Genomic DNA, 18,439 nt, shown 5'->3' with positions numbered 1-18,439 from the left:
GGTCCCGCCCTGCGTTCACGTATCATCCGGCTTCCTCTACATGGATGTAGCGCGATGGCCGGTAGGCGTGCGTGGGTGGTTGCGATGATGCTGGTGCCTGCCGCAGCGCAGGCGGTGGACGTTCCGTCAGCCGAATCGCTGGCGAAAATGCTGGACCTGATGGAACAGCGGGCGCTGTACCGCGAGACCGTGGACTGGAAGGCCGTGCGCGCCGATATCGCCCGCGCGCACGGCGATCCCGCACGGGTGCGCTCCTTGCTGGATGCCGCCATCCAGCGCAGTTCGAAGGGCCATGGACGCTGGGTAGCCGCCGGCGCCGTGCAGCTTCCCGCGCCGCTCGACGCGGTGCCTGGTGCGGGTACCGCAATGGGGCGCGGCGGCCTGCCTGCCACGCTGGATCGCCGGCTTGGCTGGGTGGCGGTCGATCGCTTTTCCCCGGCCCCGGCCAGCACGCCGGCCGAGCAGGCACGGCAGTCGGTGCAGCGTGCGGTGGAGCTGCAACGACGCGTGCGCGATGCCGATTCCAGCCCGCGCTGCGGCTGGATCGTCGACCTGCGCAACAACACCGGCGGCAACATGTGGCCGATGCTGCTGGGCGTGGAGCCGCTGTTGCGGATCCCCGGCGATGGCATCCAGGTGCTTGGCATGCTGCGCGGCGCGGGACCGAATGTGCCGTGGGAATCGCACGACGGCACGCTGATGGTGAAAGGCCGCCCCATGCTGGGGTTCGGCCAATCCGGTTATCGCCTGCGTGAGCCGGGTGTGCCGGTCGCCGTGCTGCTGGGAGAACGCACCGCCAGTTCCGGCGAAGCCACTGCGCTGGTCTTCCGTGGGCGTCCGGACTCGCGCAGCTTTGGCGCGCCGACGGCCGGGTTTGCCACCTCCAACTCCTCCATCCGCCTGCCCGATGGCACGCTTTTCCTGCTGACCGACACGCTGATGGCCGACCGCAACGGCATGGGCGATGGCGGACCGATCATGCCGGACCAGCCCGCCGAGGGGGAGGCGGCCACGGTGACTGCCGCCAGCCGCTGGCTGCTCTCGCAGCCCGGCTGCGTGGCGCAGGCAAAGGCCGCCCCGCGTGCCGGGTGAGGTCATCGGCGAGGGGCGGCGCCAGTCCACAGGATGACAACGTCGCGGCCTGTTAAAGTCGCCGTATCGATCACGCGTGTCAGCACGCAACCAGGAGTAACCGTGGAAGCCGAAGCCCCCTTTGAACCGCTGAACGATCTGGAAGTGCGCCTGGTGCAGGCGCAGGACGGCACCCTGCAGGCGCCGGCCTTCCTGGACAGCCTGCTGGGCGACCAGGTGTTCGTGCTGCTGGACAAGCCGGTCGGCCCGGACGCGGACTGGGATGAGTCGATCAATCCGCTGGTGCTGACCAGCGAAGCGGACGAGCCGATGTTCGCCATCTTCTCCGCCGTTGAACGTGCCAGCGCGTGGAGTGAACAGTTGCCGCAGTTCGAAAACGCCCTGCAGGTGGAAGTGCGCTGGCTGCTGAGCGCGATTTCCGATGGCGTCGGCATCGTCCTCAACCCCGGTTTCGACCTGGGCATGGAGATGATTCCCGATGCGGTGGTGCAGTTGAAGCAGCGCGCCGACGCGTTCACCCGCGGCGAAGCCCGCTGAGGATCGCTGCTGGCTGGCGTCGGCTCAGCGTGCCGCCGCAATCGCGGCGATGCGCGCCCTGGCCAGCGCCTGGCCGATCGCCGGGCCTTGCAGGTGGGTCGTATCCAGGTCACGCGCCTGCACGGACAACGCGGCGCGGTGCAGGCGCTTGAGGGTGTCGCCCTGCGGGTAGTCGCTGTCCTCGAAGCCGAGCCGGCCGCGCTTGTCCGCTTCGCAGCACAGCGCGATGCGGGCGATGCGTTCCGGCCGCCGCAGGGCATCGCAGCGGCCCAGCAGCTCCAGCACGGTGGCATCGCGCAGCTCGTCGATGCGGTGCACGTTGAGGTGCTCGCGGCACACCACTTCGGCCAGCTGCTGGTGCTCGGCCGGTACCTTCAACCGCGCGCATAGCGCCTTCAGCGGCTTCAACCCGCGCTGCTCGTGCATGATGTGGCGCGGCCATTCTTCCTGTGGGGTGAGCGCCTTGCCCAGGTCATGGGTGAGCGCGGCGAAGCCGACCAGATCATCGTCCGGCGCCAGTCGCGCGGCCATGTCGCTGACCATTTCCTGGTGCACCCCGGTATCCACTTCCGGGTGGTACTCCGCGCGCTGCGGCACGCCGTACAGCGCGGCCAGCTCGGGCAGGATCGGCGCCAGCGCGTGGGCATCGTGCAGCGTGCGCAGGAACGCAGAGGGACGTTCCGATGCCAGGGCGCGGCGCAGTTCCTGCCACACCCGTTCGGGCACCAGCGCGTCGAGCTCGCCACTGGCGGCGACATCGCGCATGAGTGCCATGGTTTCATCGGCGATGGTGAAGCCGAGCGGGGCGAAGCGGGCCATGAAACGCGCCGCACGCAGCACCCGCAGGGGGTCTTCAACGAAGGCCGGGCCGACGTGGCGCAGCACGCGGTTTTCGATATCGCGGACGCCGCCATACGGATCGACGAGGGTGCCGCTGTCTTCATCGCAGGCGATTGCGTTGATGGTGAAATCGCGGCGCTGCAGGTCTTCTTCCAGCGTGACCGACGGATCGGCATCGACCACGAAACCGCGGTAGCCGCGGCCGGATTTGCGTTCGGTGCGTGCCAGCGCGTATTCCTCGCCGGTATCCGGATGCAGGAAGACAGGGAAGTCGCGGCCGACCGCACGGAAGCCCTGGGCCTCCATCTGTGCGGGCGTGGCGCCCACCACCATCCAGTCGCGGTCACCGGCGGGGCGCTGCAGCAGGCGGTCGCGCACCGCGCCGCCGACGAGATAGATCTTCATGCCGCCCATGATACGGCGGGTTTGCCTCAGGTAGTGACGGCCGCTGGCCGTCATGCTTCTGCCTGCCCTGCGCTCGCCGAGCATGGCTCGGCGCTACCCCGCCTTCGGTAGTGACGGCCGCTGGCCGTCATTACCGGCCGCAGCTCAGTCCGCCTTGGCACCCGCCGCGGCAGTGCAGGTGAACTTCTTGCGGCTATCCACCAGCTTGCCCATCAGGCGGTCGCTCAGCGGCAGCGCATCGCCGTTGAGGCGCCAATCGTAGATCACGCTGAAGGCCAGCACGCGGGCCACGTACTCGCGGGTCTCCTTGTAGCTGATGGTCTCGATCCACAGGTCCGGATCAAAGCCCGGGCGCTGGGTCTGCCAGCGCGCGGTCGGCGTGGGGCCGGCGTTGTAGGCGGCGATGGTGACGTAGGGCAGGCCGTCATATTTGTTCATCAGCTGGCGCAGGTAGGCGGTGCCGATGGCGATGTTGGTGTCCGGGTCGTACAGGCTGGCTGCGCCACCGTAGTTGGTCAGCCCGATGTTCCTGGCCACCGCAGCGCCGGTGGTCGGCAGGACCTGCATCAGGCCCATGGCGTTGGCGGGCGAGCGGGCATTCGGGCTGAAGATGCTCTCGGCACGGATTTCCGCAGCCACCCACGCCGGATCGATCGCATTGCGCGCGGCTTCCCGGCGGATGCTGCCATCGTGGTGCAACGGGAAGCGCAGGTGGTACAGCCGCTGTTCGTCCGGCTGCTTGCCCAGCGAGAACACCGCGCGATCGAACCAGCCGTTTTCCTGCGCCACTTCCACCGCCAGGCGGCGCTGGGTGTCGTCGAACTTCGCCAGCGCGCTGTTCCATTCGGCCGTTGCCCAGCTGGCGCGGTCGATGCGGTACAGCTCCATGGCGCGCACGATGGCAGGGTCACGTGAGACGGCGGCACGCGCCGATGCACTGTCGTTGGGCTTCCACGGGCACAGCATGTACGGCTGTTCCAGCTTGTCCGCGGCCAAGAAGCCATGGAAGGTCGGCGAGCTGGCGGCGCGCGCGAACACCGGCCTGGCCTGCGCGGCCTGGCCGGTCTTTTCCAGCATGCGGGCTTCGAAATAGGTCCAGCGCGAGTCCGCCCGTTGGGTCGGGCCCATCTTGCGGATCGCGGCCAGCGTGGCCGGCCAGTCACCGCGCGACATCGCTTCGCGCACGCGCCATTCGTGCAGGCGCTCGTCATACGCCGAATCCGGCACGGCATTCAGGCGGCGCGCCGAATCGGGCAGGTAGGAGGCGACGGTCCATAGGGCGATCTGGTAGCGCACCTGGGCCTGCTGGTCCGCGCTCAGGCCCAGCGCCTGCGCGTACTGCGGCAGCTGCTGTTCGGTGGCATCGGGATCGGCCTTGGCCAGCTTCTGCAGGCCATCGGTGGCGATGCGGCGGCTGCGCTCGTTGCGCGGCCAGTTCAGGGCCTTGGCACTGGGCGCATCGACGAAGGCGGCGTAATCGGTGGCCAGGGCGAGGTCGGCCGCGGGCAGGCCACGCGCGGCGCTGCGCATCACTGCCGGCTGTCCGGCATCGGCGGCGGCGTCCACGCGCTCCCAGCGCAATGCGTCGGTCATGCCGCCCTGCGCCTGCAACACGGCGAACACCGCATCGCAGCCATCGGGCAGCGACTTGCCGGCCTTGCGCCACAGGTCCTGCGCCTCGCTCGTCCACTGCGCATCGGCCTTGCCGGTGGCCTGGCGCGCGGTCAGCTGTGCACAGCGCAGGCCGACGTTTTCGGTCGGGGCCCAGTTGGCCAGCAGGGTCGACCAGTCCTGGCGGCGGGCGACCGCCGGCAGCCACACGCTGCGGAACGTGGCGGCCACGGCCTGGCCGTCGTAGCGCTTGAGGAAGGCCTGGGCCTGGTCATTGCCGACCGTTTCGATGTTGCGTCGCAGGTTGGCGTATTCCAGCCAGCCGTACGCCGGATTGCGGCTGAGCGTGCCGGCCTGGGCCGCATTGAACTGGCCGCGTTCGGCATCGGCGATGGCCGCTTTCAGCTGCGCGCGCTGGGCATCGGAGGACAGGGCAGAGACGCTTGGCGCGGCGCAGGACAGCACAGCGGCGGCAAGCAGGGACAGGGCAGGGCGAGAGTGTCGAGTCATGCGGGGAGCATAGCTGCTGACGCCTGAATTCCGCTGTTCACGCGAGCGCGCGGGGTCCTTTGCAGCTATCGCGCATCCCCAATTCGGCTTTGTGCAGCCCGGGTGAAAGCGAGGAGCAGGTCACGCCGTATGTTTTACAAGTTGTTTACAACTAGGACGCTGTGTGATTTCCGCAGTTGATTAGCACGCCCATCTGGAGAGAGAGAAGCGAATGAACAACCTGCATTGCCGCCCCTTGGCGGTCGCTGTATCCCTGTGCGTCGGCCTGATGTCGTCCGTCAACGTCATGGCACAGGACGCGCCCCGTGTCGCCACTGACCTGGATCGTGTTGAAGTGACCGGGTCGCGCATCAAGCGTGCCGAGGTCGAAGGCCACCTGCCAATCCAGACCCTCACCCGCACTGAAATCGAACGCACCGGCCTGACCTCCATCGGCGAAGTGCTGCAGCAGCTCACCGGTTCCGGCTCGGCGTTGAATGCCAAGTTCAACTCGTCCGGCAATTTCGGCTTCCCGCCCGATGGCAGCGGCGTGGGTGCCGGCTCGGCGCAGGTCGACCTGCGCCATCTGGGCGCCAAGCGCGTGCTGGTGCTGGTCGATGGCATCCGCTGGGTCAACGAATCGTCCGCCTCCGGTGTCGGCTCGGCGACCGACCTCAACACCATCCCGCTGGCCATCGTCGAACGCATCGAAGTGCTGGAAGACGGCGCCTCGTCGCTGTACGGCTCCGATGCAATTGCCGGCGTGGTCAACATCATCACCCGCCGCAATTTCGATGGCGCCCAGGTGACGATGAACTACGGCGAGTACAGCAAGGGCGATGGCGCGCAGAAGGGCATCGACCTGGCCTGGGGCACCCAGGGTGATCGCTACAGCCTGTTCCTGGGCGCCAGCTATACCAAGCAGGATCCGGTGTATGCGAATACGCGCGACCAGTCACGCTTGCCGAAACCGGGCACAGGGTTGTCGTTCGGCAGTGGCAGCATTCCGCAGGGGCGCTTCCAGTTCGTTGATCCCAACACCGGGGCGGCGCAGGATCTGGTCCCGAACGTGGGCTCGGGTACGCCCACCTACGATGGCAGCGCTGGCTGCAGCCGCACGGATGATTACCACTGCTTCACCAGCGCCGATCGATTCAACTACGCGCAGTACAACCTGCTGCTGACGCCCTCTGAGCGCAAGGGCATCTTTGGTCAGTTCCGCTTCGACATCACCGACAACATGCAGTGGTATGTGAAGGCGCTGGGCAACCGACGTGAATCGACCAACCAGGCGGCGCCGGAGCCACTGGGGCTGGGCCCCAATGCGGGTACTGGCAACGCGCTGGCGGACAACATCACCGTCTCGGCATTGAATCCCTACAACCCGTTCGGCTTCGATCTGATTTCCTCTGACAACCTGCAGTTCATTGGCCGTCGCCCGGTGGAGGGCGGTGCGCGCGTGTTCGAGCAGGAGGTCACTACCAGCTACTTTGCAACCGGCCTGGTCGGTGACTTCGAGGCGGCGGACCGCAGCTGGTTCTGGGACGTCAATGGCATGTACAGCAAGAACAAGGCTGAGCAGACCAACTACGGCAGCTACAACATCTACAACGTAAATCTTGCGCTCGGCGATCCGGCGATCTGTGCGGCCACTCCCGGGTGCGTTCCGCTGGATATCTTCAGTGGGGAAGGCAGCATCACCCCTGCCATGCTGCAGTGGATCCAGCCGGTGGTACGCGACCGCAGCCAGAACGAGCTGAGCCTGTTCACTGCCAACCTCTCCAGCGAGCTGTTCACCCTGCCTGCCGGCCCGGTGGCGTTCGCCACGGGCTACGAGTACCGCAAGTACGAGGGTTCCTATCAGCCCGATCCGCTGACCGTGATCGGCCATTACAACGGGGTCCCGTCACTGCCGACGTCCGGTTCCTACGACGTCAACGAAGCCTACCTGGAGCTGAGCATCCCGATCTTCGCCAAGAGTGCGCTCGGCGAAAAGCTGGACCTGAGCCTGGCCGGACGTTACTCGGACTATTCCACCTTCGGTGGAGAGTTCACGCCGAAGTACGGCCTGCGCTGGCAGGTGACCGATGATTTCGTGCTGCGCACCAGTTATGCCGAAGGCTTCCGTGCACCGTCCATCGGGGAACTGTACGGTTCGGCTGCGCGTGGCGATCTGGAGCTCTTCGATCCGTGCTCGATCGGCCTGGGCGGCGATGCACCGCGCGGCAATGCAGCCAACTGCGCCGCGCTCGGGGTGCCGACCGGGTTCCAGTCGGCCAACTCGCAGATATCGGTCACCACCGGCGGCAACATCGAGCTGGATCCGGAGCACTCGCGCAGCTTCAGTGCCGGCTTCGTGTGGAGTCCCTGGTTCGCCAACAACACCGAATGGTCCGAGCGCTTCGACGTGGAGGTGACGTTCTACCGCCATACCATCGAGGGCGCCATCCAGGCCATCAACGCGCAGACCCAGCTGGACCTGTGCGTGGATTCGCTGGACCCGCTGTACTGCAACGGCATCACCCGCGCCAACACCGGTGCGATCAGCGGCTTCAACAACCGCCTGACCAACCTGGGTTCGATCAAGACCGATGGCTGGGACGTGGACCTGTTCTACACCCTGCCGCAGACCGACATCGGTCAGTTCAAGCTGGGCTGGCAGAACACCTTCGTTGGCCGTTACGAGGCACTCGGCGCGGCCGGCCAGCGCCAGCCGCAGGAACCGGGCGTGGAAGTGGCCGATAGTTCAATCCCGGAATGGACCAGCAATGCCAGCGTGTCGTGGGCGCTGGACAACTGGAATGCCTCGTGGACGGTGCGGCACATTTCCGAGCTTACTGAAGAGTGCGGCGATGCCTCCGCGTTCCCGATCTGCAGTGACCAGGTCGCGGGTACCAACAAGCTGGCCGCCACCACCTTCCATGACATGCAGGTGGGCTACAAGGTCGACTGGATGAAGGGCCTGCAGCTGAGCCTGGGCTTGAACAACGTGTTCGACAAGGATCCGCCGATCTGCCTGTCGTGCTCGTTGAACGGCTACGACGCGTCCACGTATGACATCCCGCGTGGTCGTTACTGGTACGCACGCGCGGACCTGCGCTTCTGATGCAGGCAGGGGCGGATCTTTCGATCCGCACCTGCCTGCATCGGTGGGTGACGACCGTTGGTCGTCACTTGCCAGACTCAGAAGTTGTAGGTGAACGTCAGCGAGCCGTTACGCCCATCGCCATACGCGCCGTAGCCGTTGATCTGCGAGAAGTACTGCTTGTCCAGCAGGTTGTTGAGGTTGGCCTGCACGCTGAACTCCGGCGAGAGGCGGTAGCGCACGAAGGCACTGACCAGCGCGTAGCCGTCCTGCTCGATGCGGCCGTAAGCCGGCACCGGGTAGTAGATGCCGTTCTGCCAGTTGGCACCACCGCCGACCGTCAGTGCGGTCAGCGACTGCGGGGTGTAGCTGGTGAACAGCTTGATCGTGGTCTGCGGCAGGTTGGTGTTGATGTTGGCGTCGTTGATGTCCTTGGCCACGTAGCGCGACGCACCGAAGGTGGCATTCCAGCCTGGGGCCAGCTCACCGTTGAGCTCGAACTCGAAACCACGGCTGACCGTGCCGCGCGCGGCGACGTAGGCAAACTCGCCCGGCCGACTGGGGATCGGCTCGCTGGTGACCTGCGCCACGTTGTCCTGTTCGATGCGGAAGGCCGCGACCGAGGCGTTCAGGCGATTGTCGAACCACGCACCCTTGACGCCGATCTCGTAGCTCTTGCCGTCCACCGGATCCAGGTAGCTACCGCTGCGGTCGCGCGCGGTCTGCGGCTGGAAGATCTCGGTGTAGCTGGCGTAGGTGGAGTACGTGTCGTTGATGTCGAAGACCAGGCCCGCGTACGGCGTAGTGACTTTGTGCGAGCGGTCGGCCCCTTCGCCAGTGCTCTCCCAGTCGGTGTAACGCGCGCCGAGGATCAGCTTGAGCGGATCGGCCAGCGACAGGCGGGTGGCGGCATAGCCGGCCTTCTGGGTGATGGTGCCTTCGCTCTGCAACGGCAGGGTGGCGGCCCAGTTCGGCTCCGGGAAGTTGCCCACGCCGGCCAGGTAGTTGTCCAGCGGCGCCCAGCCTACCTGGTAGTCGCCGTAGTTGGCGAACTCGCGCTTGTTGTAGCTCAGGCCGGCCATGAACTGGTGCTCGCGGCCGAACAGCTGGAACGGACCTTCCACGAAGCCGTCCACCGCGTTGACCTTGCGCTCGGTGTTGTAGAAACCGGCCGAGGGCGAAACGCCGGCGCCGGTGTTCCTGTCCAGCAGCGAGGCGCCGGTGGTCCAGTCGTTGTAGGCCGGGTAGAACAGCTTGTCGTCGGCCTTGGTGGTGTCGTGCGTCGCGCCGAGCTTGACCTTCCAGTCGTTGGCGAAGGCGTGTTCCAGCGTGGCGAACAGACGCTTGCTGGTGGTGTCCCAGTAGGTCCAGCCCGGGTTGGCGCTGAACGTTTCGTCGAACGGCGTCGGGCTGCCATCGGAGAACAGCATCGGGAAGCCGCCCCAGGTCGCGCCGTTGGCGCGCTTCTGCTGGTAGTCGTAGCCCACGCTGAGCTGGGTGTCCGGGGTCAGGTCGGCATCGATGACCGCATAGCCCAGCGTCTTGTGCTGGTTGTAGCGGTCCATCTGTGATTCGGTGTCGAGGTAGCTGCCGATCACGCGCGCGCGCACCGAGCCACTGGCGTTCAGCGGCGTGGTCACGTCCACGGTGCTGCGGGTGCGGCCCCAACTGCCGACGTTGACCGACACGTTGCCGGTCAGTTCGGCGCTGTCGGCGTGCTTGCGGATCAGGTTCACCGAAGCCGACGGATTGCCGGCGCCGCTCAGCAGGCCGGTCGCGCCGCGAACCACTTCAACGCGGTCGTACAGGGCCAGGTCCAGGCCGGAATCGCCGTAGCTCCAGTTCTGCACCATCTGGGTGGGCAGGCCATCGAACTGGTAGCTGTCGATGTAGAAGCCGCGCGCGTAGAACTCGGTGCGCTCGGTATCGGACTGGGTGCTGCTGACGCCGGTGGTGTTGGCCAGCACGTCGATGATGTCGTCGAGGTTCTGGTCCTCGATGCGCTGGTGGCTGATGATGCTGATCGACTGCGGGATCTCGCGCGGGGCCAGGTCGAAGCGCGTGCCGGCCGAGGTACGGCGGACCGAATACCCTTCGGCGCGCTCACCCTTGACCACGATGCCATCCAGCGTGGTGGCGGCGCTGCCATCGGGCGTGTCGGTGTCCTGCGCGAACGCAGCTGTGGCAGCCAGGCTGCACAGCGCAACCATCAGGGCCTGCGGCAGGCGGCGCAGGGCGAGGGGGGCGGGACGGGTCATTGGCATCAACCAGGCAGGTCGCTACAGGCGCCTGGCCGGGGATCCCTGGTGGCCAGACGGAGCGGGAAGTGGGGAGAGCTAGGCGCGCCCGCACCATCCTGTGCGATCACGATCACACTATGATAATGGGACTGATTCGCATCATCAATGGCGTAAAAAGGGGACGGAGGGGATTAAGTCGTTTTCGGCTCGCTTGCTTGGCTGAAAACGACTTAATCCCCTCCGTCCCCTTTTTCAGCGCAGGGCGCTGGCCGGGACGTCGATCGACATGGCCAGGGCCAGGTGATCGGAGAACGCCGCCGGGACGGCTTCGATGCTGCGTTGCTGCAGGTTGCTGCTGACCAGGATGTGGTCGATGGCCCGGTCCGGGCGCCAGCTGGGGAAGGTGGGCACCACGCAGCCCGGAGGCTGCAGGGTGGTCTTCTGGTACAGCACCTGCATTTCCGGCCGTTCGGCCAGGCAGTTGAAGTCGCCCATCAGCACCGCGTTGGGGTGGTCGGACAACATGTCGGCGATGAAAGAAAGCTGCGACAACCGCGAGCCCGCACCCAGTGACAGGTGCGCCACCGCCACCGCCAGCCCCTCGGCACCATCGCCGAACTTGGCCAGCAGCACGCCGCGCCCGCCGATCCGGCCGGGCAGGGCATGGTCCTGCACTTCCACCGGCTCCAGACGGCTCAGCAGGCCGTTGGCCGACGAGGCCACCCCGCCCATGCGCCGGTTCGGCTGGTGGCTCCAGTAATTGAAGCCGGCGCGTTCGGCCAGGTAGTGGGTCTGGTTGGTGAAACCCGAGCGCAGGCTGCCCGGGTCGGCTTCCTGCAGGCCGACGATGTCGTGCCCGCGGGCCAGCGTGGCGATCGCATCCAGGCTGCTGCGCTTGCGACCCGCCGGCAGCGCATGTGACCAGCTGCGGGTCACGTAGTCGCTGTAACGGCGGGTGCTCGAGCCGGCCTGGATGTTGGCCGTCAGCAGGCGCAGGGTGCGTGATGTGGGGGAATTCACGACGGGATGCGCTTGTCCGGGATCAGTTGCCGGCCTTGGCCGCACGCTCACGCGCGATCAGGTGGTCGGCGATGCGCAGGTAGTCCGGGAACGAATTGCCCTTCACCAGGTACTTGCCGTTGATGATCAGCGACGGCGTGCCGGAGATCTTGCTGCGCTGGGCGAACTGCTTGGCTGCATTGGTCTTGGCGTTGACCGCGAAGCTGCTCATGGCCGCGCTGAACTGCTTGGCATCCACGCCATGCTTGCCGTAGAAAGCAGCGATATCGTCGACCGAATCGCGGCCGCGCTCGCCCTTCAGGGTCTGCTCGGCGTGGATCGCGGCATAGACGGCTTCATGGGTCTTTTCCTGGACGCCCAAGGTCTGCGCGGCATAGAACGCACGGGCATAGTCATCCCAGGTGCCGCCGAACATGGCCGGCACGTAGATGAAGTTCACATCACCCGGCAGGCCGGCCTTCCACGGGCCCACCAGCGGCTGGAACGCGGCGCAGGCCGGGCAGACGTAGCCGAAGATCTCGACCACTTCGACCTTGCCGGCCACCGGCTGGAACGGCTGGCCGTTCTCGATCACCACGTAGTCGGTGCCGGCCACCGGTTCCGGGCCGGTCAGGCGCATCGGGGCGTCGTTGGCCGCCGCCGGTGCGGCTTCGCTGCCCGCCGCCTGCTCGGTGCCGGCAGCCTGTTCACTGGTGGCCGGTGCGGCGGCATCCGCTGCCGGGGCGGTCTCGGCGGCCGGGGTGGCTTCGGCCGGTGCGGCGACATTGGCGGTGCCGTCGTCGGCCTTGCAGGCGGCGAGGACAGGCAGCAGGGCCAGCAGGGTGAGGGCGAAACGGGTCTTCATCAAAGCTTCTCCAGCAATGGTTGAGGCCGGCGTCGGGCGTCGGCCAGGAACGAATGATGACACGCAGGCGCATGGGCACCGCGTGTGGATGGCGCGTGGTTCAGCGGGCCTTGCCGGAGCGGGCCTGTGCGATCAACGCCGAAGCGATGCGCAACTGGTCTTCGGCACTGTTGCCCTTGACCAGGAACTGGCCGTTGATGACCAGGCTCGGGGTGCCAGGAATCCGGGTGCGGCGGGCGAAATCGCGCGCGGCGGTGACCTTGGCCTGTACCGCTTCGCTCTTCAGCGCGGTCACGTAGGCCGCCTCGGTGACGCCGTACTGCGTGTAGAAGGTCGCCAGTTCTTCGGCCGACACGTTCTGCATCGGCAGGCTCCGGTCTTCGTGCAGGGCCTTGAACACCGCGCCATGGCTGCGCTTGGCGATGCCCAGCTGGTCAGCGGCGTAGTAGGCGGTGGCCCAGGCATCCCAGGGGCCGCCGAAGGCAGCGGGGACGGCAGTGAAGCGGACGTCGCTGGGCAGCTTGGCGGTCCACGCGACCAGCTGCGGTTCGAAGTGCGCGCAGTGCGAGCAGGTGTAGCCGAACACTTCGACGACTTCGATCTTGCCGGCCAGCGGCTGGAACGGGCCGGGCTGGGCGATGCGCTCGTAATCGCGACCTTCCTGCAGGTCGGACGCGGCGGGCGCGGCGGACAGGGCCAGCGGCAGCAACGCCAGCAGGGACAGCAACAGACGGGGAATCAACCTCATCGACACGCATCTCCATGAAAACAGTCGCCGGCGGGTGCCGGCGCGGAGATGAACATACCTCAGCCAGCGCGCGCGGGGGATACCGCAGGCGATCGACGGTGGTCAGGGAGCGGCGATCGGCGCCGTTGCGGTGGCCTGCGCGGCGACATCGTCGGCGCGGTCGTGCAGGCCCTGCAGGTAACTGCCCAGCGCCTGGATTTCCTGCTCGGTGAGCTTGGATGCCACGCTGGCCATGATCTGGAAGTGGGCCTTGTCCGTCTCCCCGGTGCGGCCGGCCTGGTACTCCTGCAGGCGACGGGACACATAGCTGGCGTGCTGGCCGCCGATGTGCGGATAGGCCGGGCCGGGGTTGCCGGCGCCGGTCGGGCCGTGGCAGGCCATGCAGGCCGGCAGGCCGCGCGCCGCGTCGCCACCGCGATACAGCTGCTGGCCTATCTCGTAGAATTTCAGGCCTTTATAGGGGCCATCGGCGACGGCGGTGTCATCGGCGATCCCTGCGGCGCCCTTCTGGGTAGCGAAGAACGCGCCGATATCCCGCATGTCCTGTGCAGTGAGATCCTTGACGAAGGGCACCATGGCGACCGCCGCGCCCGAGGTGCGCTGCCCGGTGGCGATCAGTGCCATCTGCTGGGCGGAATAGCGTTCGCTCTGGCCGGCGATGCGCGGATACATCTCGATGCTCGCGTTGCCATCGGCGCCATGGCAGGCCGCGCAGGCGGCAGCCTTGGCCTGGCCGGCCTTGGCATCGCCCCACTGGGTCTTGCTGAAGTCGATTTCCAGCGATGCGGTCTGGATCGGGCCGTTGTCCGGCAGCGGGGTGATGCGGGTCTGCGCCCAGGCGGCAGCGCCCAGGATGGATATGGCGACAGCGGAAACGGCAATAACGCGAGCGTGGCGCATGCTAAAGCTCCGTTCTGGTCCGGCCAGGCCCTCCGCCCGGATACGCCGGATTATCAACGCCGGTTCATGGCACGGTCAAACAATGGTCGGGCGCGCGGCAGCGCAACATGCGATCCTATGCGCCATGTCTCTTCTCATCGAACGCGCGCACTACTTCGTTTCGGCCCACAACATGCGGCAGCTGCCGCCTGATGAAGGTGCCGAAGTGGCGTTTGCCGGCCGCTCCAACGCCGGCAAGTCCAGTGCCCTGAACGCCCTTACCCGCCAGAACGCGCTGGCCCGTGTGTCCAAGACCCCCGGTCGTACCCAGCAGCTGGTGTTCTTCCGGGTCACCCCCGAAGCGCACTTGGTGGATCTGCCGGGTTACGGCTATGCCAAGGTGCCGCTGGACCTGCAGGCGCACTGGCAGGCCTTCATCGACCAGTACTTCCGCACCCGGCAGGCCCTGCGCGGCCTGGTGGTGGTGATGGACATCCGCCATCCGCTGAAGGAATACGACCGGCAGATGCTGTCCTATGCGGTGCAGCGCGGCCTGCCGGCGCATGCGTTGCTGACCAAGGCCGACAAGCTCAGCCGCAGCCAGCAGATGATCTCGTTGAACAAGGTCAAGAAAGAACTGCACGAGGCCTTCGGCGATACCGTCGGCGTGCAGGTGTTCTCCGGCGAAAGCCGGCTGGGCGTGGACGAAGCACGCGGCATCATCGGCGGCTGGCTGGGTCTCTGACCCCGGCGCGGTAGTGACGGCCGCTGGCCGTCATCGGCGTTGGGAAGGAGGACGGCCAGCGGCCGTCCCTACCGGATCGCTACTGGTCAAAGCGGCGAATATTCCGCTGGCACCCACGCATACGCTTCCCCTTCGCCGCGCACGTGGCCCAGCCCGGGGAACGGCAGGTGCGCGCCGGCTACCCACCATTTTCCCTGCGTGGCCTGCGCCAGCATCGCCGTGCGGCTGTGGATCGCTGCGCGCCGGTCGCTGTCGGCTTCGAACGATGCCTGCGGATGGGCGAACTGCACCGCGTGGTAATGCAGCACGTCGCCCCACACCAGCAGTGACTGGCCTTGGCTGTCGAAGCGGAACGAGACGTGCCCGGGGGTGTGGCCGTGCGTATCCAGTGCGATCGCATGGCCAGGCAGGGCGTCGCCGGGGGCGAAGGTGCGCAGGCGGTTGTCGGCCTGGTAGGGCGCGGCAGCGCTGCGCGCCAGCGCGAAGGCGAAGCGCACGCCCTGCGGCGCGGTGGCGTCGCTGGCCGGGTCCAGCCAGTAGTCCGCGTCGGCCTTGGACAACCAGACCGTGGCGTTGGGATAGGCGATCGCCCCGTGCGCATCGACGATGCCGCACAGGTGGTCCGGGTGGGCATGGGTGAGCAGGACATCATCCACCTCGGCCGGATCCACGCCGGCCGCGCGCAGGTTGGCCAGCACCTGGCCCAGCCCGGGGCCGAAGCACTGTGCGGTACCGGCGTCGACCAGGGTCAGGTGGTCGCCTTCGCGGATCAGGAAGGCGTTCACTGCCGTCTGCAGGCCCTTCGGACTTTCCGGCACGTAGCGGTCCTGCAGGGCGCGGGTGACGACGTCCGGGTCGACCCCGACCAGCGCTTTGCGGCCCAACGCCACGACGCCATCGAACAGCGCGGTGACCTGCAGGGCGCCGATCCGCTGGTGGTAGACGCCGGGGACCTGATTGGTGCGGGCCGCCGCATGGGGGCTGGCCAGGGCGGCCAGGGGCGAGGCGCACAGGGTGAAAAGCAGGGCGCTGGCCAGCGCGGGGCGTTGCAGGGACATGGCGGTTCGGCTTGGTTGCGCGGGACATTCCGCTGGCCCCATCGTCGCGTGGCACGTCGGTGCGAAGTGCTCAAGCTGGTGCGCATGGCGCTCCGCGGCGCCCGTCCCGGTAGTGACGGCCGCTGGCCGTGAGCTTGTGCTGGTGCTCCTGGTGGGTGATGACCGTTGGTTTTGGTGGGTGACGACCGTTGGTCGTCACGCTTCTGCTTCCGCTGCGCTCGCCGAGCATGGCTATGCCGGTCTTCCTGACCGGCACCCTTCGGGCCGTCGCAAGCGACGTTGGCAGCGGCTCCTGCCGCGGCCTTCGGCGCTACCGGTCGCTACCGGCACACGCCGCGCTTCAGGCCCGCCCGATATCGGCGGGCAACAAGCCGTAGCGCTCGACGAAGCGCTTGCTGAAGCTCGGCAGCGAGCGATAGCCCACCCGCGCGGCGACCGATTTCAGCGGCAGCGAGGTGGTGTACAGAAGGCCCATCGCGTGGGCCAGCCGCGCTTCGGTCAGCAGCTGGCGCAGACTCGTTCCTTCGCTGGACAACCGGCGTCGCAGGGTCGCCCCGCTGATGGCCAGCGCGGCTTCCACATCGTGGGATTGCCAGTCACGCGCCGGCTCCGCAGCCAGTCGGTCGCGCACCTGTTCAGACAGCGTCGGCTGCGGCGCCAGCAGCAGGCTGCCATGGCCCTGCCGGGCCAGGGTGATGGCGAAGCTGGCGAGGGCCAGCCGCGCCTCGCTGTAATGACCATCCTGCAGCGCCTGCCGCCAGCGTCGCAGCAGCGCACCGTGCGCGTCCAACGGCAGACGTGCCAGCGCCTCACCGGCGGCGGGCAGGGGCTCGTTCCACAAGGTGCGTGCGGCAGCCAGCGCTTCGCTGCAGAACGGCACCACGGCGCTGGTATAGCGCCCGCACTGTGCGTCGGGCAGGTTGACCACATCGATGCGGCAGCGACGGCTGATCAGGAAGATATCGCCGGGCGCGAAATGCAGGGACTGGGTCGCCGTGCGTACGCGCTTTTCGCCTTCCAGCAGGATCGCGAACTGCGGCTGGGGGATCTCCACCGAGCGTGCGCCGTGCTCGCGCAGGGCGGTGACGCAGGCATAGCCTTCGGCCCGCGCGCAGTGGGCGAGGCTGGCCATGTCGGCCAGTACGCTGGCGGTGTCGGAATCGGCCATGGCGGGCGGGACGAACGTCATCCCTCCAGTGTACGGGGGTCAAGCCCCCGCGGGTGGGATGCTGAAGTCCGTCACGGGGGCGTGACGCGGGCAGGCCTCACGCTATAGTGCGCCCTTGTGATGACGGGGCCGCAGCCCCATTCCATCCGCCACCCCACCAGCGAGCCTGTCCCTTGTCGAGTCCCAGCCACGTCGCGCAGACGCCCATCACTGACCGTTCGCAGCTGGTGGAGGTGATCGCCTCGGGAGAGAAGCCCCGCGCCGCCTGGCGCATCGGTACCGAGCATGAAAAATTCGGCTTCCGGCTGGACGACCTGCGTGCGCCCACCTTCGACGGTGATCGCGGTATCGAAGCCCTGCTGCAGGGCCTGCAGCGGTTCGGCTGGGAAGCGGTGCAGGAAAAAGGCCGCACCATCGCCCTGCTGCGCGATGGTGCGTCGGTGACGCTGGAACCGGCTGGCCAGCTGGAATTGTCCGGCGCGGCGGTGGAAACCATCCACCACACCTGCGTGGAAACCGGCACCCATCTCAACGAAGTGGCCCAGGTGGCTGGTGAGTTGCAGCTGGGCTTCCTCGGCATGGGCTTCCAGCCGAAGTGGAAGCGCGATGAGATGCCGTGGATGCCGAAGGGCCGCTACCAGATCATGAAGCACTACATGCCCAAGGTCGGTTCGCTCGGCCTGGACATGATGACCCGCACCTGCACGGTGCAGGTCAACCTGGATTACGCGTCCGAAGCGGACATGGTGAAGAAGTTCCGCGTGTCGCTGGCGCTGCAGCCGATCGCCACCGCGCTGTTCGCCGATTCGCCGTTCACCGAAGGCAAGCCGAACGGCTACCTCAGCTACCGCTCGCACATCTGGACCGACACCGATGCCGACCGCACCGGCATGCTCGATTTCGTGTTCGAGGACGGCTTCGGTTACGAGCGCTACGTGGATTACCTGCTCGATGTGCCGATGTATTTCTCTTATCGCGATGGCGTGTACCACGATGCCAGCGGCCAGAGCTTCCGCGATTTCATGGCCGGCAGGCTTCCGGTGCTGCCGGGCCAGCTGCCGACCCTGACCGACTGGGCCGACCACATGACCACCGCCTTCCCGGAAGTGCGGTTGAAGAAGTACCTGGAAATGCGCGGCGCCGACGGTGGCCCGTGGAGCCGCCTGTGCGCGCTGCCGGCGTTCTGGGTGGGCCTGCTGTATGACGATGAGGCCCTGGATGCAGCCTGGGACCTGGTGCGTGATTTCACCCTGGTCGAGCGCCACGCGCTGCGCGATGGCGTGCCCAGGCATGCGATGAACCTGCCGTTCCGCAACGGCACGGTGCGTGATCTTTCGCGCGAGGCGGTGAAGATCGCGGTGGGCGGCCTGAAGCGCCGCGCTGCGTTGAACGCAGACGGCATGGACGAAAGCCATTACCTGGACGTGCTGCAGGAAATCGTCGAGTCCGGCCTGACCCCGGCCGAGCGCAAGCTGGCGCTGTTCCATGGGCGCTGGAATGGCGACGTGGACCACGTGTTCCGCGAATTCGCGTACTGATCGACTGATTGTTTCAGCGAACGGCTGGGCCCCTCGTGGTGGGTCGCGTAAAGCCGCGTTCCGGGATTGGGCCGGACGGGAGGGGTTGGTGGGGGACGGCAGAAGCCGCTCCTGCGGGCCTCGTTTCGCGCCATCCATGG

At 67.1% G+C, this 18,439-nt stretch carries 14 protein-coding genes; 5 read left to right on the top strand and 9 right to left on the bottom strand.

The window, feature by feature from the left end; all coding sequences use genetic code 11:
- Positions 1 to 54 precede the first annotated feature (54 nt).
- Together ABE522_RS12295 and ABE522_RS12290 are read left to right on the top strand one after the other, a co-directional pair.
- Positions 55 to 1,092 carry a S41 family peptidase gene (locus ABE522_RS12295; protein WP_346591924.1) on the top strand — a complete coding sequence of 346 codons (1,038 nt, stop codon included), beginning with the start codon at positions 55 to 57 and terminating at the stop codon, positions 1,090 to 1,092.
- A gap of 102 nt (positions 1,093 to 1,194) precedes the next feature.
- Positions 1,195 to 1,629, top strand: coding sequence for an SseB family protein (locus tag ABE522_RS12290; protein WP_042614147.1), 435 nt, complete (start codon positions 1,195 to 1,197; stop codon positions 1,627 to 1,629).
- 24 nt (positions 1,630 to 1,653) lie between these two features.
- Here ABE522_RS12290 and ABE522_RS12285 read toward each other — a convergent pair whose 3' ends face one another.
- Both ABE522_RS12285 and ABE522_RS12280 read right to left on the bottom strand, forming a co-directional pair.
- A complete protein-coding gene (locus ABE522_RS12285) occupies positions 1,654 to 2,874 on the bottom strand; it encodes a multifunctional CCA addition/repair protein (protein WP_346591923.1) in 1,221 nt (406 codons plus the stop codon).
- Between the two features lie 144 nt (positions 2,875 to 3,018).
- A complete protein-coding gene (locus ABE522_RS12280; RefSeq protein ID WP_346591922.1) occupies positions 3,019 to 4,995 on the bottom strand; it encodes a transglycosylase SLT domain-containing protein in 1,977 nt (658 codons plus the stop codon).
- A 211-nt stretch (positions 4,996 to 5,206) separates the two neighbouring features.
- Between ABE522_RS12280 and ABE522_RS12275 the strand changes: the two genes are divergently transcribed.
- Entirely contained in the window at positions 5,207 to 8,080 is a 2,874-nt protein-coding gene (locus ABE522_RS12275) for a TonB-dependent receptor (protein ID WP_406846351.1), read from the top strand.
- 77 nt (positions 8,081 to 8,157) lie between these two features.
- Here ABE522_RS12275 and fhuE read toward each other — a convergent pair whose 3' ends face one another.
- The 5 genes from fhuE to ABE522_RS12250 all read right to left on the bottom strand — a co-directional run bounded on the left by fhuE (position 8,158) and on the right by ABE522_RS12250 (position 13,811).
- Positions 8,158 to 10,317 carry a ferric-rhodotorulic acid/ferric-coprogen receptor FhuE gene (gene fhuE / locus ABE522_RS12270; protein ID WP_346591921.1) on the bottom strand — a complete coding sequence of 720 codons (2,160 nt, stop codon included), beginning with the start codon at positions 10,315 to 10,317 and terminating at the stop codon, positions 8,158 to 8,160.
- Positions 10,318 to 10,551: 234 nt separating this feature from the next.
- On the bottom strand, positions 10,552 to 11,289 hold the full coding sequence (locus ABE522_RS12265) for an endonuclease/exonuclease/phosphatase family protein (RefSeq protein WP_346591947.1): 738 nt from the start codon (positions 11,287 to 11,289) through the stop codon (positions 10,552 to 10,554).
- A 52-nt stretch (positions 11,290 to 11,341) separates the two neighbouring features.
- Positions 11,342 to 12,163: a thiol:disulfide interchange protein DsbA/DsbL gene (locus ABE522_RS12260; protein WP_346591920.1), complete on the bottom strand. Its 822-nt coding sequence runs from the start codon at positions 12,161 to 12,163 to the stop codon at positions 11,342 to 11,344.
- 100 nt (positions 12,164 to 12,263) lie between these two features.
- Positions 12,264 to 12,911 (bottom strand): thiol:disulfide interchange protein DsbA/DsbL, encoded by a 648-nt coding sequence (locus ABE522_RS12255; protein ID WP_346591919.1) that lies wholly within the window; start codon positions 12,909 to 12,911, stop codon positions 12,264 to 12,266.
- Between the two features lie 102 nt (positions 12,912 to 13,013).
- Positions 13,014 to 13,811 carry a c-type cytochrome gene (locus ABE522_RS12250; protein WP_346591918.1) on the bottom strand — a complete coding sequence of 266 codons (798 nt, stop codon included), beginning with the start codon at positions 13,809 to 13,811 and terminating at the stop codon, positions 13,014 to 13,016.
- Between the two features lie 124 nt (positions 13,812 to 13,935).
- Between ABE522_RS12250 and yihA the strand changes: the two genes are divergently transcribed.
- The gene (gene yihA / locus ABE522_RS12245) at positions 13,936 to 14,535 is read left to right on the top strand and encodes a ribosome biogenesis GTP-binding protein YihA/YsxC (RefSeq protein ID WP_042614138.1); all 600 of its coding nucleotides are present in this window, start codon (positions 13,936 to 13,938) and stop codon (positions 14,533 to 14,535) included.
- A gap of 86 nt (positions 14,536 to 14,621) precedes the next feature.
- Here the strand turns inward: yihA and ABE522_RS12240 are convergent, their stop codons facing one another.
- Together ABE522_RS12240 and ABE522_RS12235 are read right to left on the bottom strand one after the other, a co-directional pair.
- The gene (locus ABE522_RS12240; RefSeq protein ID WP_346591917.1) at positions 14,622 to 15,593 is read right to left on the bottom strand and encodes an MBL fold metallo-hydrolase; all 972 of its coding nucleotides are present in this window, start codon (positions 15,591 to 15,593) and stop codon (positions 14,622 to 14,624) included.
- Between the two features lie 340 nt (positions 15,594 to 15,933).
- Entirely contained in the window at positions 15,934 to 16,761 is an 828-nt protein-coding gene (locus ABE522_RS12235) for a helix-turn-helix transcriptional regulator (RefSeq protein ID WP_406846350.1), read from the bottom strand.
- 173 nt (positions 16,762 to 16,934) lie between these two features.
- Between ABE522_RS12235 and ABE522_RS12230 the strand changes: the two genes are divergently transcribed.
- Entirely contained in the window at positions 16,935 to 18,299 is a 1,365-nt protein-coding gene (locus ABE522_RS12230; RefSeq protein WP_346591915.1) for a glutamate--cysteine ligase, read from the top strand.
- Positions 18,300 to 18,439: the final 140 nt, after the last annotated feature.

The sequence above is a fragment of the Stenotrophomonas lacuserhaii genome (genome assembly GCF_039674585.1).
Classification (GTDB): Bacteria; Pseudomonadota; Gammaproteobacteria; order Xanthomonadales; family Xanthomonadaceae; genus Stenotrophomonas; species Stenotrophomonas pennii_A.
The sequence above is the reverse complement of the archived record's forward strand: the minus strand, read 5'-3'. Positions and strand labels throughout refer to the sequence as shown.